Genomic DNA, 17,264 nt, shown 5'->3' on the forward strand with positions numbered 1-17,264 from the left:
TGCAAGTGTAGAGCTCAGGCGGTTTATTGTCCATAATGCCACCACGCCGGGTGATTCATTAACAGGAGACAACATGAACAAACGACTGCTTTCCGGGCTGATCGGGCTGCTCGCTGCCCAGCCTGCACTTTCCATGGATCTGGTCGAGACGTACGAGAAAGCAATCTCCTATGATTCCGGCATTGCTTCCGCCCGCGCCAGCTTTGAGGCACAACAGGCCGCCAGTGACGTCAGCCGCAGCAACCTGCTGCCTCAGGTTGGCGCGTTTGGTGATGTCAGCCATACCGATGTTGATGGCCCCAACCAGGATGGGGCGTATGAAACCTACGCCTTCGGTGTAGAGCTGACCCAACCGCTGTTCCGGGCTGACGCCTGGTTCAACTACGACGCCAGCAAGTTTCAGACAGAATCCGCCCGGGCCGAATACAACCTGGCCCAGCAGCAGCTGATTCTTGATGTGGCCACGGCGTACTTCAATGTTTTGCGTGCCGCAGACTCCCTCACCACTGCCAGGGCAACCGAGGCGGCTATCCAGCGGCAGTATGAACAGGCCCAGGAGCGCTTCGATGTGGGCCTGATTGCCATCACGGAAGTCTACGAGGCTCGCGCCAGTTACGACGACAGCAAGAGCCAGCGGATTGCGGCAGAAAGCGAGCTGGACATAGCCCGTGAGCAGCTGGCGCGCCTGACTGGTGAATACACGGAAGAGCTTGACAACCTGCGCAGAAACTTCCCTCTCGGCCGTCCGGAACCTTTGGATCCGTCGGCCTGGGAGAACACCGCCCTGGACCAGAACTGGCAGATTCAGTCTGCGATGTACGATCTGAATACCAGTGAAGCCAATCTGAAAAGCGCCAAATCCGGGCACCTGCCGACACTGGACTTGAACGCCTCCTATGGCAAGACTAATATCGAAGGCTTGGAAGATCCCACGTTTGCGCAGAGCCAGCGCGACGGCACGACGACAGAAGGCCGGATTGGGCTCAGATTGAATGTTCCGCTCTACATGGGTGGTGGCACCCAGGCTGGCGTTCGCCAACGACGGTCACTGGTGGAGGTAGCGGAGCAATCACTGGAAACCGTTCGCCGCGACGTGAGGGTGAATACCCGCAGCCTGTTCCGCACGGTAAACACCAACATCGAATCCGCCTCTGCCCTGGAGCAGACCATTATCTCCCGCCGCAGCGCACTGGATGCAACGCGCGCAGGGTATGAGGTTGGCACCCGTAATATCGTGGAAGTGCTGGATGCGGAACGTAACTATTACGTAGCGCTGCGCGACTTCGCCAATGCCCGCTACGATTATGTGATCAACACCCTGAGCCTGAAGCAGGCGGCCGGAACCCTGAGCCCTCAGGACCTGGTAGCCCTGAACAACTGGCTCAGCGCCTCGGCACCTGGCATCGAAGCCCTGGCGGAAGAGGATGAAACCATTGAAGACCCCATGCAATAAGTGACAGGCAAGATGGGCGGGCTCCCGGGCCCGCCCTAGACCCGCTCAACAATCCCGTCGACCACCTTCTCCAGCGCACCCCGGTTAGCGTTTACCACAGCCAACGCATTGCGCCCGGCCTTCTCGGCCGCACCCTTGTCCGCAATCAGCTGCGTCACGCACGCGGCCAATGCTTCGGAGGACGAGGTTATGTAAAGCCCCTCCCCCGCATCAAGCCGGCTATAGATGGTTTCAAAGTTGAAGATATGAGGGCCGGAGAGCACCGGCATTCCCCAGGCCGCGGGTTCCAGCGGGTTGTGTCCACCCCGCTCGATCAATGAACCGCCAACGAACGCAATGTCGCATGCCCCGTAAAGCATCAGCAGTTCACCCATGGTGTCTCCGAGGTACACCTGACAACGGCTTTCGTTGTTCTCACCGGCGACTGAACGACGCTGCACAACCAGCCCCATTGAGCGGGCCATTTCTGCCACATCATCGAACCGCTCCGGATGCCGGGGCACAATCACCAGTAACGCGCCGGGATGCTTAAGCATTATTTGCTGGTGGGCTTCCAGAATCTGGCGGTCTTCGCCTTCGTGGGTACTGGCCGCGATCCAGACGGGGCGGCCTGCTCCGAGTTGCTGGCGCAACCCGGATGATGCGGAGCGGATCTCATCCGATATCTCCACGTCGAACTTGATGCTACCGGTAACGGAGACAGATTCCGGCCGCGCACCAATGCGTAGGAAGCGCCCAGCATCCTCATCCGCCTGCGCGGCTATCCAGGTGATGTTGCGAAGCAATGGCCTCACCAGCGAAGCTACCCGCTCATAACCCCGGGCGGACCGGGCTGAAAGCCGTGCATTGATCAGAAAAATGGGAACATCGCGCTGTTCGCTCAAAGCAATCATGTTGGGCCAGAGTTCCGTTTCCATGATCACTAACGCACGGGGGCGGACCCGATCCACAAAGCGACGCACCGCCCCAGGCGTATCATAGGGTGAAAAGGCATAGCGTACCTGATCACCAAACAACGCCTTTGCCCGGGCGGAGCCAGTAGGCGTCATAGCGGTCATCAACACCGGAACGTCCGGATTGCGACGCAACAGGGCCTTTACAAGAGGCGCAGCAGCAATCGTTTCACCCACGGACACCGCATGAACCCAGATCACCGGCTCATCAGACGCCTCCACGTAACCCAGGCGCTCCTGCCAGCGCACAAACGCATCCGGGTTGGTACGCCCGATCCACCACAGGCGCAGCAACACAAATGGCAGCGCGATGCGAAAGAACAGGGAGTAAAAAAAGTGAAGCATACTAACTCCGGGCCGGGTCGGTGCGGCGGTCATTCTACATAAAGCCGATGCCGGAGTCTTCGGCACAGAAATCATCCTTTTCCACAAGTTGCGGACATTGCTGCTTTAGCAGATGAGAGCCGTCCTGCTAAACTCCGGTTCTTGATACCGGAACCCCATCAGATCAGGCTGTGAAACGAGTGAAGAAAGGCAAACAGACAACCCGCGATACTCGCTACTCCAGTTACCTTCACCCTCGCTGGTGGCCCACCTGGATGGGCATCGGTTTGATGTGGCTGGCAGCCCGGCTGCCCCTGAAAATCCAGTGGTGGCTGGGCAGGCGCATTGGTGATCTGGTCTATCATCTTGCAGCTCGTCGGCGTCATATTACTGAAGTGAATATTCGTCTGTGCTTTCCCGAGCTGTCCGGGCGGGAACAACAGGCCCTGGTTAAAAAATCCTTCCAGGCCAATGGTATCGGGGTGATGGAAATCGGGCTGGCGTGGTTTCGCAACCCCACCTCGTTTATTCCCATCACCAGAGTGCACGGGCTCGAGCACGTTGATAGCGCCCTGGCCCAGGGCAAAGGCATTCTGCTACTGGGAGGCCACTACAGCACCCTGGATCTGGGGGGCAGCCTGGTGACAGAATTCATTGAAGCCGACGTTATGCAGCGTGACCACAACAACCCGCTGATGAACGCAGTGATGACCCGCGCCAGAGAGCGCCGCTATGGCATGGTGCTTGACAGCAGGAACCTGAGAGGCCTGCTCAAACAGCTTAAAAGCAACCGCATCGTCTGGTACGCGACGGATCAGGATTACGGGCGCAAGGGCATCGTATTTGCGCCGTTCTTCGGGGTGCCGGCGGGATCCATCACCGCCACCTCGCGAATTGCGGATCGCAGCGGGTGTGCGGTGGTACCGTTCAGCCATTTCCGCCGCGAGCACGAGCCAGGGTACGACGTTTACTTCCACCCTCCGCTGGACAATTTCCCCTCCGGAGACGACATGGCGGATGCAACCCTGGTAAACAAAACCATTGAAAACGAGATCCGCAAACATCCGGATCAATACCTTTGGATGCACCGGCGGTTCAAGACCCGCCCGTCCCGGAAGGACCCGGACCTTTACCGCAAGGAAGCGAACTGAATGGGATTATCAGCACCCGTTGTCTGGCTACTCACCGACAACAAACCTGGCCACCGAAACCAGTTGAAAGGGCTCGGCAACCGTTTACGAGTGCTGTCCGGCGCCAGTGTGGCCGAGATTGACGCTACGGAAGTTCCGGTTCCCCTGTGGCGTGCTCTGCTGGGCATGGCTCCCGCTATGAATGAAACCCTGCGCGCGCCAGACCTGATTATCGCAGCCGGCAGCGGCACCCACCGTCTGCTGCTGTCACTCCGGCGGCGCCGAAAAGCAAAAACCGTGGTCCTGATGAAACCGGGGTTTCCCATTGGCTGGGTCGATGCGGCCATTATTCCCGAGCATGACGACATTGACCCGGCCAGACACATCCTGATCACCGAAGGCGTGATCAACGCCATCACGCCGCTGGCACGCATTACTGACAAACCCGAAGGCCTGATCCTCATCGGTGGCCCATCTCCCCATTTCGACTGGGACGACGATGTGGTGCTGGGGCAAGTGTCACAGCTTATGGGGCGCTACCCCGAATGGCGCTGGACCATCAGTGGCTCCCGTCGTACACCGGAACCCCTGCTGCAAAAGCTGCAGGAACTGGCAGGCCCCAAGGTCACGGTTGTGGATCATGAGCGAACCCACGCAGGCTGGCTCCCCCATCAACTGTCCGCCTCACGGGCGGTCTGGGTAACACCGGACAGCACGTCCATGGTCTGCGAAGCTGCTACCTCCGGCGTTCCAACCGGCCTGTTTGAAATGGCTCCCAGACACCACAGCCGAGTCGCCCGAGGCATGGCCAGCCTGGTGGAAAAAGGATACGTTGCGCGCTGGAGTGACCATGCCTCGGTGATGACAGGCAAACTGCCAGGATCACCCAGCCTGTGGGAGGCTGACCGGGCCGCACGGTGGCTGATCAACCATTTTCTGAAGGAAGGCGAGCATTGAGGATTCTCCAGGCGTTACCCGCGCTATACAGCGGCGGTGTTGAACGGGGCACCGTGGAATTCGCCGCCGACCTGGTCAAGCGCGGTCACGAATCCTTTGTGGTATCAAAAGGCGGGCCCATGGCCGAGCAACTGCGTGGGCAAGGCTCGGAACACATATTCATGCCCATACACCGGAAGACTCCGGCGTCTTTCGGGCAGATCCTGCCAATGCGGAAACTGCTGCTGGAGCTGAAACCGGATATCGTGCATGTCCGCTCCCGCATGCCCGCCTGGATCATTTTCCTGGCCCTGAAAAGCATTCCGGCAAATCAGCGGCCGGCTATTGTCTCCACTTTTCATGGCATGTATTCCGTCACTCCCTACAGCGCCATCATGACCAGGGCTGATCATATAATCGCCGTATCCGGGTGTGTCAGGGATTACGTGCTCACCAACTACCCGGTACCGGAAGAAAAACTGACGGTCATCCAGCGTGGTGTGGATGTGGATGCCTTCCGTCAGCGGGAGCTCAGCTCACAATGGCTGGACCGCTGGTTCCGCCAGTACCCGCAGCTGGCCAACCAGAAAATCATTATGATGCCCGGGCGCATTTCACGCTGGAAAGGCCAGCTGGATTTCCTGGCCATGATGGCGCAGCTGGTTCAAGAACGGCCGGATTGTCACGGCATCATCGTCGGCGGCGCCGAACCCGGCAAGGAGCAATTCCTGGAAGAACTGGAAAAGGAACGCACCCGTCTGAACCTTACCGACAAGGTGAGCTTTCTCGGCCAGCGCAATGACATGACCACCCTGTACCTGCTGGCGAATGTGGTATGCCACATGTCCACCAAACCAGAGCCTTTCGGGCGTACCGTTACCGAAGCGCTGGCATCAGGCACACCTGTCGCCGCCTTCGACCGCGGTGGTGCCGCCGAGACCCTGCGCGCCTGCTTCCCCGAGGGATTGGTAAAGCCAGATGACATCAAGGCATTTGCAAAAACAGCCCTGTCCCTGATCGACAAAACCAGACCTGAGATTGAAATCCCCTGGCGGTTCCGGCTGGAGGCACAGACCGAATCAACCCTTAAGGTCTATGAAACCCTGCTGGCCAGGAAACAGGCGCAACAATGAATACCCGGGGCCCGCTAACCATTGCATTGGTGATTGCCACACCCGGCACCGGATGGGGCGGGATGGAAAAACACACAGCAGACCTGGCGGAGGCACTTGCAGCACGGGGCCATGCCATTCTCGTGTTGGCCCATTCCGCCTATAGCGAACGCTTTCCCAAGCCTGTCCTTTTCCACCCGCTGCCATTCCAGCTCGGCCGACGCAATCTTTGGCTACGACACCGCCTGCAACGAACACTTCGCTCCATCCAGCCGGACATTGTCCACGCTCAGGGCAACAAGGCTGCCAGCCTCGTCAGTAGCATTCGTCATGATGGGCAGGTGACTGTCGGTACGCTGCACGGCACCAAAAGCTCCCACAAAGCGTTCGAAAAGCTGGATGGCGTGATCGGCGTCAGCCGTGAAATAACGCGTTCCGTCGCACATTCCCATGCCCGGCTGATTTTCAACGGCCTGCGGCCGATGGAGAACACCGATCCTGATGACCGTTATGGGCCGGAGATACCCATTCCCGGTAAGCGCCCGCTGCTGCTGGCGGCAGGTCGGCTGGAACCGGTCAAACAGTTCAACACGTTGATCCGGGCGTGGGCTCAGGCCAACTGTGACGGCAAGCTGGTGATTCTGGGCGATGGCAGCCAGCGGGCGCGCCTCAACACATTAATCCGGGAACTCGGCGCCGAAGACAACATCCTGCTTCCGGGTCATGAACCCCGGATTCAGCAATGGTTGCAGGCGGCCACGGCCTGCATCATCAGCTCCAGCCGGGAAGGTTTTCCCTATATCATGGTGGAGGCGCTGATGGCTGGCTGTCCGGTTCTGTCCACACCGGTCAGTGGGGTCGGGGACTTCCTGCCCCAAAGCTGCATCGCGGCCTCGGATAGCCTTGAGGATATCACCACACTGATCAGCACCAACCTGGCTGAGCCTGGCCTGCTGACGGAAATCCAGAGCAAATGCTTCGAACAGGCCCGTGAGCAACTCAGCCTTGAGACAATGGTGTCAAAGACTGAGGCTTTTTATCGGGACCTGCTTGCCAGCCTGCCGGCAAGGCGCTGATTACCGCGCCCGCCACAACCCGATGCCCTTCAACAGTAAGGTGTGTGCCGTCATCCATCAGGGTATTCGCCTTTTGCTGCCATAGCCGCTCATAGGCATCCGCCAGTAACGCATTGGGCTCTTGCCCGGCCAATTGATGCAAACCTTGATTGTAACGTTCGATACGCGGGTTTCTTGGCTCATCAAGATTGGGCGGCGTGGCCACCAGCACAAAAAGCGTGTCAGGCGCAGAACGTACCACCTTTTCAATATTGCCCAGGTATTCGTCCAGCGGCACCTGCTCCACCGCCCCCCAGCGTTCCTGAAGTTGAAAGTGGCGGGCCCATTTCTTGAGCTTCTTCACCAGTTTCCTGGCAAGCTTCCTGCGAGGGTTGTCCGGGTAATACAGAACATAGGGTGCGCCGCGGAAGGTGAGCCAGGAGTCCACCAGCCCATACTGGATGAAGGCCAGTTGATAGCCCCGGGGCGGAAAGGCTTCCGCGTAGTGCAGCAGCTCACGGGTTGTGCTCATGGTGTGGCCACAGTTGGTGAGGGCCAGGCCCAGATGTTCTGCTACCATCTCTGGCCAGACCTGTTCGTGGTAACCTTTTACCCCTTCGGTATTGCAATCACCGTAGGCAATACAACCGTTCATAATCTGTGGCGCCCCATCAATGATTGACCTGTCAGGCCTCGAACCCTTCGCCTCTGGCTACAACCGGCATTGCTATCAGCACCCGGATGACCCCACATTGTGTCTCAAAGTCCTCCGCCCTGAAAACATTGAGGCCCGTTATCAACGCCAGGCCTGGCCCAAAAAGGTCCTCGGCAAGGCCCGAATCGATGACAACCGACAGGAGCTCAGGGCTCACCAGCAGCAGGCCATCAGGAAGCTGCTCGCTGAGGATCAAAGCTCGTTGGTCTGGACTCACCTGCCCCGATTCCACGGCAACGCTGCCACCTCCCTGGGCCCCGCGAACGTCAGCGAATTCATTAGCGGAAGCGATGGCTTGCCGGCCGAAACACTCGAACATTATTTGCAGCGCCTGGGATTTGACCAGCCCATGCAGGGTGCCGTGGATCGGTTCTGCCAATGGCTTATTGAAACCGGCATCCTGACCCGCAACCTGTTGCCCCATAACCTGGTGATTGCCATCAGGAACGGGCAGCCGGAGCTGTTCCTGGTGGACGGTCTTGGCGCACCCGCGATACCTGACAGGCTGGCTGCTATCCCTGCTTGGCGCAAGCGCTACATCACCCGCCGGATAAGGCGGTTTTACCTCCGGATCGATTGGGAATCCGGCGCCAAGAACCAAAGCTGGGAAGTGTCGCAGAAGCTGTGACCAACGCCGATTGTACCCACCGGCCTTGCCGCACAAGCCGGATGGTGGTAGCTTCCGCTCATCCTGTTTCCTGTTGATTGTCCTCCGGATTATGGCCCTTTCCAAAGCAACGTTCCTGATCACTGCCCTCCGGCTTGCCGGCAAACTCCCCCTAAGAGGCGCCCAACTCCTTGGCCGCTTCCTGGGCATGGTCAGTTGGGTGTCCAAATCACAGCTTCGCAAGATCACTGAAATCAATCTGAAAATCTGTTTCCCAGAGCTTGCCGACGAACAACGCGAACGCATGGCACGCTCCAGCCTTCGCCACACCGGCCAGACCATGATGGAAATCCCCCTAATATGGGAATGGCCAGTAGAGCGTTGCCTGGATTTAATCCGGGAAATTGAGGGTGAGGAGCTTCTGGCCGAGGCCAAGAAAGACGGCCGCGGCCTGCTGCTACTGGCGCCGCACTTGGGGAACTGGGAACTCACAGGCTTGTATTTTTCCTCCCGTTACCGCATGGCCGCCCTGTACAGCCCGCCGCACATCAAGGAATTTGAAGACTACATGGTTAAGGTCCGTGGTCGCATGGGCTCGGAGCTGGTTCGTGGCGACCGCCGTGGGCTGGCCCGACTGATTTCTCTGCTACGGGAAGGCGAGGTTGCCGGCATCCTGCCGGATCAAAGCCCGCGAGGAAAAGGCAATGCGTACGCGCCATTCTTCGGGATGGACGTGCGCACCATGACCCTGGTCTCGAAACTGCTGCAAAAATCCGGTGCAAAGCCGCTGATGACCTATTCCGAGCGACTGAAAGACGGCCAAGGCTTCCGGCTGGTGATTCGTGAATGTGAAGCCGGCATAGATGATGATGATCCTGTCGTCGCAACGAGCGCTCTGAACCGGTCAGTTGAAAACTGTGTCAGGGAAGCCCCGGAGCAATACCAGTGGGAGTATAAGCGCATGCGCCACAGGCCTCCCGGCGAACTCAACCCCTACAAGCCAGGAAAGGTATGTTGAACCTCGACCGACCAACAACTTGCACCACTTTGAGCTTGTTCGCAGGTGTGGTTTAAATGAACCGAATCAACATGAACCAGCCAATTCGCATGTTTCCCATTATCCTGATCATGGTAGGCCTCGGGGGCGCATTGTTGTCTTCCAGCGTCCTGGCAATTGCCACCCTGTTTTTGGCAATTTCCGGACTGGCATTCATCTACAACAAAACCTTGCTGAAAACAGGCTGGGAAACGCCCAAAGAGCTTCGATTACTGCATTTTGCGTTCTGGTTCTTTGTGCTCGTTAGCGCCTTGTCGTGGGCCCTGGAAGGCTTTGATTATGAAGGTGGAAAGACCTTCGGCACGCACGCTCGGCTTATCCTGTTCTGGCCACTCGTGATTGCCCTGACCGTCGCGGGCTTTCGCGCTCGCCACTTGTTCCTGGCCACGGCACTCGTGGCCCTATCCTCGCTGGCGGCACTGCTGATTGCACATGCGGCTGAATATGAAAACATCGGACAGCTTCTTAACACCCGATTCGGTGCTGGAAACCTGATCATTTTTGGCAATCTTGCCCTGCTCGGCGGTGTCCTTGCTCTTGTTGGTGGCTCCTATTTTGCCAGAGCTGGGAAAGCCCCTGTAGCGATTGCTGTTTTCGGTCTCGGAGCGACAGCGATTGTTATTTCCATACTTTCGGGGACCAGAAGTAACCTCATTGCTCTTCCTGTTCTCCTAATTCTTTTACTGCCACTGGTCGGCCCAAAACTGCGCCTACCAGGTCTAGCAGCTGTCACAGTTATCTTATTGGCCCTCCTGTTCAGCAGTGATCGCATGCCCCAGCCCATTGAGGACGCTCTCGAGGGGAAGGGGCTTGGACCGGGAATCGAGATACGTCTTGAGCTCTGGCAGGAAACCGCCAACATTTTTATGGAGCACCCATGGACTGGTGTCGGCCTTGGCGGTTACAGCTCGTCCATTGAAGATTTGGCAGATTCGCAACCCGAACACGCTGACCTGAGGAATTGCTGTACCGGCCACGCTCACAACGATCTTCTCAACAATGCAGCAACCAGTGGCATTCCCGGCATTCTAAGCTGGGGATTTCTGATCTTCGTACCCATGGTCATATTCGCCAAAAACATTTTCAACAGTCATCAACCCAGTGCTCACATTGCCGTGGCGGGCACGATGGTAAGCGCCGGTTACCTGGTCTTCGGGCTCACCGAGGCCACGTTTAATCGGAGCCTCTTTCTTACATTTTACCTGCTGGCAATTGCAGGCCCGGCTTCAGCGCTATTTGCCGAGCTCAGTTCCTCCTATTTTCGGCAGCGCAAGGTGAAAGTCTCTGCCACGATTATCGCTAAAAACGAGGAGCACCATATTGCGGATTGTCTCAAGTCTGCCCGACTCGTGGCGGATGAAGTCATCGTTCTTGATAGTGGCAGCAGTGACAGGACTGCTGAAATCGCCAAAGAGTATGCGGACGTGGTTGAAGTAACAGACTGGCCTGGATTCGGGATTCAGAAACAGAGAGCCCTGGAGAAAGCGACTGGCGAATGGGTGCTTTCCCTGGATGCCGACGAGCGGATTACGCCGGAGCTGGCGCGGGAAATCAATCATCATCTTGCAGCTCCGGATGCAGATGCTTACAAGCTGCCATGGGCAGTGACAATCTACGGCAAGCGGCTGGACTTCGGACGTAGCGGGCGGGCGCCACTCAGGCTGTTCCGCAGAGAGGGTGTCAGATTTTCCGATGCCCTGGTGCACGAACGAATAATTATTCCAGAAGGCCGCAAAATCAGAACACTTCGCGGCCGCCTGACCCATTATACCCACCGGGATTTTGGGCACTCCCTTGAGAAGAGTGCCAAATACGCATGGCTAGGCGCTATGGAGAAGCACCGGAAGGGTAAAAAAACCAGAACAATGATCTACCCGACGCTGCGTGGGCTGATGACGTTTGTGCAGGTTTATTTTATCCGGTTTGGTTTTCTGGACGGTGCTGTGGGATATTTAACAGCAGTAACCTATGCCCAGGTAACTTTTAACAAATACGCCGGGTTATGGACGCTTGATCGCACTACTGCGGATGATAGCCGCAACTAGAATAAGATTTTTTCGGCCATCTGATTACAGTGTCCGATTATAATATTTTAATAACCAGCATTTAGGATATTTTCTTGACAAGCAGAATCGAAGCAACCATAAATGGAAGAACCTTCTCGCTAGCAATGATTGTCTGTGTTGTGGGGTTCGTATTTTTTAAACGTTTTTACCGGGACCTTGGTGACGTTTTTATCTTTTTAGTTGTTCTCGGGACCCTTTTTTCTGTTTACTACAATTTCAGGTCGATTCGAAAAGATCCCATCTTTATAGCATTTTTTATATCAATAATTATACCAGTAATAAGCTGGGCCAATAGCAAAATACAGATCCCCGAGCTCGCAAAAGACTTACCCTCCCCTTTTTTATTTTACGACTTTTTTTTCTTCTGGTTTATTTCATATTGGACTCAGGGGAAAACCAAACGAATCGCGGCAATTCTTGCTGCATACTGCCTTGGCGTTATCGGTATTTATTTGACCCACTCGACTGATTTCATCAGTGATTTTTCCCGTGGTCTACAAGGCTCTCGCGTCGACTTCAACATTGTGAACGCCCAGTACACATCGCTTTTTGCAGGATTTGGACTGATTTCTGCGGCATTTCTTTATATTGCCAAACTCGATCTACCTTTTAAATTTGAAGTCCCCAAAAAACTGGGAGCGCTGGCACTTCTTGTATTCTTTATACTCGTTACTCTAATAACCCAATCGAGGCAGGTTTGGCTCGCACTGCTTGCGTGTATCTTGATAGCCCCTCTGGCACACAAACTGATGTTTTCCTCACGCATACCAGCGCGCGCTATAATTCTTACCTATTTGGTGCTTGCACTTGTTATTGGCGCTGCCGCCAACCTCGACATTGTTAAAAAAAGGGTAAAAGCAGAAGAATCCACGTTAATGCAGATCGTGAACCTGGATCTGGAATCGGTTTCCAAATCCGGAAGCATTGGATTGAGAATTCACCTCTGGTCCGAAGCATGGGAGTGGATCAAAAAGCGACCAATACTTGGTAGCGGGGAAGAGGCGAGAGAGTTAGTTATCAGCGAGTCGGAAACACTACCACCAAACGTACGGGCAAGCTTTACTCATTTGCACAATTCTCACTTGGAGACGTTCGTTAGCTTTGGCTTATTAGGAGCTCTTCTCATCTATTTTTTAATTATCTGGCCCCCTTTATATACAACCATGCTTTCCTCATTTCCCGCCGGAAAGACCTGGTCAGCATTCTCGGTCATCGTCATCGTTTTCTGGCTGGTAGTAAATTTCTTCGAGTCCTACTTCTATTCAGCAGACGGTATATTTATATTTTCAGTCTTCTTTGGGATCATATACAGCTTTAAATTCGCTCCAATACCTGCGAATAATGTTCAACTTCAGGAGTATCCACGAAAAAAATACTTTTGCCAAACGTAAATTCTACCCATCAAACCAAGATGCTTCGCCTTCAAGAAAGCCATGCCCGGAGACCGCTTCCAACTGTGCTGGAACCAATGCACTAAATAGCTATCTTTTGGACATTCAAACCTTAATGGCTCCTGTTGATACGGATAAAAATATACAGCAGGCAAAATCTTGCAGGGTTCAGATTCATAAAGCCCTCGCGCTTTTATCACATGCGTTGCAATCTGAGGTCCGATATAAAGAGGGGAGCCCCATATGTCATTCTCGTAAAAATTGATCAATTCGGACAAGATTTTCGAGTCGGATTCTGCGTATATAGCTGCCGTACCTAAGTACTCGTCTGTCTCATGGCCGATAACGAACTTCGAATTCGTAAAGAGGGGGAATGGGTTCCGACGAATAGTGACGTCAGTATCCAGGTAAAGCCCACCCACTTCCTGCAGAATTTTTAACCTCAAATAGTCGGAAACGAACGCGTAAAGGCCTCGTTTATAGCACTTTTTGGCAAACTCACAAGAATTGATCCAACCTTGAATCTGATCATCGGAGTCCGTCCAGAGTTGAAACTCAAATCCCATTTTACTCCAGTCATCCAAGCACGCATGCGACAGCGGCGGCATCCTGTCACCGAGCCAAATAGCATGGATCAAATCAACCATCATTCGAAAATCCTTCTGTTTTGTACTTCCTCTTCAAACAAAGGTTGTAAAAAAAGCGGCGCACCCTTTCAGTCAATGTAAATAACTCTCTATTAAAACGTACAAACAAGGGGCGACGTCCGGATTTTTTCCCATAACCAATAGTGGACTCGAATTCGGAATCAATGAATACAAAAGCAGGATTGATCCCTAAGCAAACGACATCATTGACCCAATACCGGTCCATAAATATATCCACAGGAAGAAATATTGGATCCGTGGACATAAGAAATTTTTTCGCTGCACTAGGCGTTAAATAATACCCCATAGTACTCATTGGGCCCTTGGTGTATCTAATAACCTCGAATGCTCCTACCTTGGCGATTACATACTCTTGATGATTTCGAGTTTTATTTTCAAAAAGCCTCAGGCACTCAAAATGTAAAGGCAATAACGGAAGGTCCCTAATAAATGCAAGAAAATTTTCTTTATCAAACAGCGCATCATCCTCAAGCACTATGTAATTCTTGTTCTCAGCGACACAGTTCGCCCATAATTTGTAATGACTCGCAAAACAACCGAGTTGCCCTGGGCTCATGGGCTGCCCTTTGGTTCTTAGCCGTATCGACTCATCGTAAAGGCTAAATAATGGATCAGCATCTTTTCGCCCATCCACTCCCCAAAAAAACTCAAATGGAATTTTCGCCTCATCGAGCAAACTTTTTATTCTCGTCTGCCTATCTGTTGATTGACGCAGAGTTAATACAATTACCTTTACGTCAGAAGGGACCTGAAAGTTAGTCATTGATAACTCATCTGTATAAAAGGTTTTGAAATACGCACCAGTTACCTTGCTGGGCTAGATAAAGATCACTTCTAGATAAATTTTAAGCAAAGAGCTACTTACCGGATCTTTTTGCCCCTTTTATCTCCCTGTGCAGCCGACTTCGAATCTTTATTTTTCTAATAACATTTAGCGGTTTCCTACACAATTTACTCTGCTTGCTGGTAATAAACTCGCCCACAGCATCGATCACCCTAGCGCTGGAGTTGCCATCACGGAAACTGTGAAGATCGTCACAAATGGACCTTGTCGCTTGCATAAGCTTTTCTGGGTACTCAAGGGCTTCCTGGAGAGCCGCCTCAACGTCTCCAACGTCATCGACATCAATCAGATACGGCCCCGGCATCTTCGTTCTGTAGGTGACCACCGGCCGGTCCAGAAACATGAACTCGAACATAATGGAGGAGGTATCACACAGCATGACATCCGCTTCCGGAAAAATCGGGAGCAGGTCTTCATCACTCTCCACAAAGCGCAGATTCTCACCCGCCAGGCTTCGGTACTGATCGACCACCGCTGGATCCATCTTGGGATGAAGGGTTACGATGAACTTCCAGCGACCACTTCTGGATAGTTCACCGATTTTTTCTACCAGATCCGGCGCCGACGTGACTGATCGGCTGAACGTTGAAGCATAGAACACCACCGGAAGTTCACCTTCTTTGAGTTTCCTTTTACCACGCGCTGGCTGGGACAATAATGGATCCAGTTTTGGCCAGCCGGTATGAGCCACCCAAAAGTGGCGATGCTTCTCTGCAAGCTCCTGAAACTTAGCGGTATCCCGTTCCGCATGAGTACAGTAAAGATCGAACCAGCCCCGTATCCGATAATGGTCACTTTCATCTTCACTGCTGTGGCCGCGCTTGTTACGGGCCATGCCGTGAAACACCTCAACTTTGATTCCGGGGAAAAAATAGGGCACCCAATCTCCGGGAACAAACGTGGCGATGGCATTGTATTCCATCACCTCTGCCACCGTTTTCAGGTGTTTTTCATCCGGCCGGAGTGGGGCGGCGGTACATCCTGCGACAAACCATGCAACCTCACCTCCGCGCTTCCAGATCTCCTCCTGTAGCGGGCGGAGTATGGAATAGGAATAAGGCTGATTAACAAAAAACAGGTATCTTTTCATGCGCGAAGCTCGTCAGTAAGCTCCTGATAGAGCTCAAGTGTCTGCTGTACGGTGGTATTGGTATTGAAATCGGTACTGATTCGCTGGTAGCCGTTATCGCCGAATGTTTTTGCCAGTTCGGGATTTCGGGCAATGCTGTCCATTGCACCAGCCAGAGCAGCTGAGTTCCGGACCGGGACAACCAGCCCATCCAGTCCGTCCCTGACAAGTTCTGGCATTCCACCGGCGTCGGTCACCACCACCGGGCGCCGGTAGGCCATGGCTTCTATAACCACCCGCGGCAGGCCCTCGCTCTCTGAGGGCAGAACCAGGCCATCACATGCGGCAGCAACCTGGGGTGCATCCGTCCGGAAACCTGCCAGCTGAATACGATCTGCATGCCGGGAGCTTCGGATTCTTGCGGCCAGTTCCTGATTTTCCAGTAGATCACCAACGAGCAGGAGATAAACAGGAGAGTCGTCTTCCAGATACTCCATGGCATCAACCAGGGTTCCAAAGCCCTTGCCGGGACGATCGCGCCCCGTACAACAGAATACAAAGGCGGTCGCTGGAAACCCGAACTCTGAAATGTCAGCCGGTGCCCTGGTATACCACTCAAGATTGTGTCCCTTGTATATGCGGATAATCTTGTGAGGAGAAATTCGTCTGCCCAGAAAGCGGATGTTCAAAAAATACCGTTTTACGGCATCTGATACACACATAATCCGGTCCACCCTGGGGTGGAGAAAGGTAATCCAGGATTCCGGACTCCAGACGCCGACATTTCCAATCACCCCACGATACACAACAATTTTTACGTCCATACCCCGTGACGCCCTCAGAGAACAGGCCAGAGCCCTCGGGTTAAAGGACTGCACCACGGTAAACTGCCGGGACTTCAACTTTTCGCGGATCTTTCGGGCGCCCACCCCGTCAAACCTGCCGGTCAGCGTAATCGGGGATATCAGTACACCCGCCTGCTCAATTCGCTGGTAATTTCGGCCCTTGGGGTTTGCCATTACCTCTATCTGGAGCCCGGCTCGATGAAGGCCGATAAACAGCTCAGATTCGGGCAAATCGCATGAATCTGTGATGCAAAGGACAACCGGCGAGCTACTCTTCGAGTTCATAACAGCCTGCTGGAAAGATGACGATAGATTCAAGAAGACTGGCCGTAACCGGCGAGGAACGACTGCCAGCCCTGTCGCAGGAGTAATGACTCCCCACCGCTGACTTTCACCAGAGAGCGATGCAGTCTCGAAAGGTTCTGGTCTTTCCAGCCTGAGGTCGAACTCGCTGGCTTGATCGCACCCTTGTCGAAATCTATCAGGAAAAATTCAACGCCGCGAACCAGGATATTGAAGCAGTTCAGGTCCGCGTGCAAAACGCCGGCATCGTGGAATTTTCGGACTGTTCTGCCAAGAGATGCCCATGCCTGGCGGTCCATCGTCTGAAGCAACTCGGCCAAGGGCGTCGTGCCCACGAGCTGCTCAATTATAATGGCAGCCTTATATCGTATTGGTGAGAGTTTTCGGTACCAGGCTGCAACAGGACGAGGCACCGGAAGCCCCAGGGATACCAACTGGTTCAGTAGCCGGAATTCGGCGAAGGAACGCACTTCCGATTCACAGGTATACCCGTAGGAACTACGAGACACTTTAGCCATCAGCCCCCCTCGGCGATATTCCCTGAGCACCAGCTTGTCCTCTCCAGCCTGCAAAAACCAGGCGCCACCTCGACCACCACTGCTAACCGGGCGGGCATTCTGCCCCCAATAGGCTGGTTCAAACCAATGGGGTGAAACCCTGCCCTGGTAATCCGTATGGACAAGCATTGCCCCTCCCTCCTCCCGGATACAAATTTCAGACTCCACCATGCTGGACA

At 54.4% G+C, this 17,264-nt stretch carries 16 protein-coding genes; 9 read left to right on the forward strand and 7 right to left on the reverse strand.

Annotated elements, in window-relative coordinates; genetic code table 11:
• Positions 1–73 precede the first annotated feature (73 nt).
• The gene (locus QPL94_RS20790; RefSeq protein ID WP_285359798.1) at positions 74–1,453 is read left to right on the forward strand and encodes a TolC family outer membrane protein; all 1,380 of its coding nucleotides are present in this window, start codon (positions 74–76) and stop codon (positions 1,451–1,453) included.
• Between the two features lie 35 nt (positions 1,454–1,488).
• Here QPL94_RS20790 and waaA read toward each other — a convergent pair whose 3' ends face one another.
• Positions 1,489–2,751, reverse strand: coding sequence for a lipid IV(A) 3-deoxy-D-manno-octulosonic acid transferase (waaA, locus tag QPL94_RS20795; RefSeq protein ID WP_285359799.1), 1,263 nt, complete (start codon positions 2,749–2,751; stop codon positions 1,489–1,491).
• 170 nt (positions 2,752–2,921) lie between these two features.
• Between waaA and lpxL the strand changes: the two genes are divergently transcribed.
• Genes lpxL through QPL94_RS20815 form a run of 4 tightly spaced genes read left to right on the forward strand, consistent with a single transcriptional unit; the run spans position 2,922 to position 6,984 of the window.
• Positions 2,922–3,881, forward strand: coding sequence for an LpxL/LpxP family Kdo(2)-lipid IV(A) lauroyl/palmitoleoyl acyltransferase (gene lpxL, locus QPL94_RS20800; RefSeq protein ID WP_285359800.1), 960 nt, complete (start codon positions 2,922–2,924; stop codon positions 3,879–3,881).
• Positions 3,882–4,817 carry a mitochondrial fission ELM1 family protein gene (locus QPL94_RS20805; protein WP_285359801.1) on the forward strand — a complete coding sequence of 312 codons (936 nt, stop codon included), beginning with the start codon at positions 3,882–3,884 and terminating at the stop codon, positions 4,815–4,817.
• Positions 4,814–5,929 (forward strand): glycosyltransferase family 4 protein, encoded by a 1,116-nt coding sequence (locus QPL94_RS20810; protein ID WP_285359803.1) that lies wholly within the window; start codon positions 4,814–4,816, stop codon positions 5,927–5,929. The genes QPL94_RS20805 and QPL94_RS20810 overlap by 4 nt, the downstream gene beginning before the upstream one ends.
• Positions 5,926–6,984 carry a glycosyltransferase gene (locus tag QPL94_RS20815; RefSeq protein WP_285359804.1) on the forward strand — a complete coding sequence of 353 codons (1,059 nt, stop codon included), beginning with the start codon at positions 5,926–5,928 and terminating at the stop codon, positions 6,982–6,984. Before QPL94_RS20810 ends, QPL94_RS20815 begins: the two co-directional genes overlap by 4 nt.
• On the opposite strand, the gene QPL94_RS20820 is transcribed toward QPL94_RS20815, so the two are convergent.
• Positions 6,908–7,618 (reverse strand): SGNH/GDSL hydrolase family protein, encoded by a 711-nt coding sequence (locus QPL94_RS20820; protein WP_285359805.1) that lies wholly within the window; start codon positions 7,616–7,618, stop codon positions 6,908–6,910. The genes QPL94_RS20815 and QPL94_RS20820 overlap by 77 nt on opposite strands.
• A gap of 19 nt (positions 7,619–7,637) precedes the next feature.
• On the opposite strand from QPL94_RS20820, the gene QPL94_RS20825 reads away from it, so the two are divergent.
• From QPL94_RS20825 to QPL94_RS20840, 4 genes are all read left to right on the forward strand, one after another.
• The gene (locus QPL94_RS20825; RefSeq protein WP_285359806.1) at positions 7,638–8,306 is read left to right on the forward strand and encodes a YrbL family protein; all 669 of its coding nucleotides are present in this window, start codon (positions 7,638–7,640) and stop codon (positions 8,304–8,306) included.
• 91 nt (positions 8,307–8,397) lie between these two features.
• Complete coding sequence (locus tag QPL94_RS20830; RefSeq protein WP_285359807.1) at positions 8,398–9,303, forward strand: lysophospholipid acyltransferase family protein; 906 nt, start codon at positions 8,398–8,400, stop codon at positions 9,301–9,303.
• A 56-nt stretch (positions 9,304–9,359) separates the two neighbouring features.
• Positions 9,360–11,387 carry an O-antigen ligase family protein gene (locus QPL94_RS20835; RefSeq protein ID WP_285359808.1) on the forward strand — a complete coding sequence of 676 codons (2,028 nt, stop codon included), beginning with the start codon at positions 9,360–9,362 and terminating at the stop codon, positions 11,385–11,387.
• Between the two features lie 74 nt (positions 11,388–11,461).
• The gene (locus QPL94_RS20840) at positions 11,462–12,799 is read left to right on the forward strand and encodes an O-antigen ligase family protein (RefSeq protein WP_285359809.1); all 1,338 of its coding nucleotides are present in this window, start codon (positions 11,462–11,464) and stop codon (positions 12,797–12,799) included.
• On the opposite strand, the gene QPL94_RS20845 is transcribed toward QPL94_RS20840, so the two are convergent.
• The 5 genes from QPL94_RS20845 to QPL94_RS20865 form a co-directional block, all read right to left on the reverse strand.
• On the reverse strand, positions 12,760–13,449 hold the full coding sequence (locus tag QPL94_RS20845; RefSeq protein ID WP_285359811.1) for a glycosyltransferase family 32 protein: 690 nt from the start codon (positions 13,447–13,449) through the stop codon (positions 12,760–12,762). The genes QPL94_RS20840 and QPL94_RS20845 overlap by 40 nt on opposite strands.
• Entirely contained in the window at positions 13,439–14,230 is a 792-nt protein-coding gene (locus QPL94_RS20850) for a glycosyltransferase family 25 protein (RefSeq protein ID WP_285359812.1), read from the reverse strand. Before QPL94_RS20850 ends, QPL94_RS20845 begins: the two co-directional genes overlap by 11 nt.
• A gap of 94 nt (positions 14,231–14,324) precedes the next feature.
• Positions 14,325–15,401, reverse strand: coding sequence for a CDP-glycerol glycerophosphotransferase family protein (locus QPL94_RS20855; RefSeq protein WP_285359813.1), 1,077 nt, complete (start codon positions 15,399–15,401; stop codon positions 14,325–14,327).
• Positions 15,398–16,510, reverse strand: a complete 1,113-nt coding sequence (locus QPL94_RS20860) for a glycosyltransferase family 4 protein (RefSeq protein ID WP_350310659.1) — start codon at positions 16,508–16,510, stop codon at positions 15,398–15,400. The genes QPL94_RS20855 and QPL94_RS20860 overlap by 4 nt, the downstream gene beginning before the upstream one ends.
• A gap of 29 nt (positions 16,511–16,539) precedes the next feature.
• Complete coding sequence (locus QPL94_RS20865; protein WP_285359816.1) at positions 16,540–17,256, reverse strand: 3-deoxy-D-manno-octulosonic acid kinase; 717 nt, start codon at positions 17,254–17,256, stop codon at positions 16,540–16,542.
• Positions 17,257–17,264: the final 8 nt, after the last annotated feature.

Source organism: Marinobacter sp. SS13-12 (genome assembly GCF_030227115.1).
Classification (GTDB): Bacteria; Pseudomonadota; Gammaproteobacteria; order Pseudomonadales; family Oleiphilaceae; genus Marinobacter.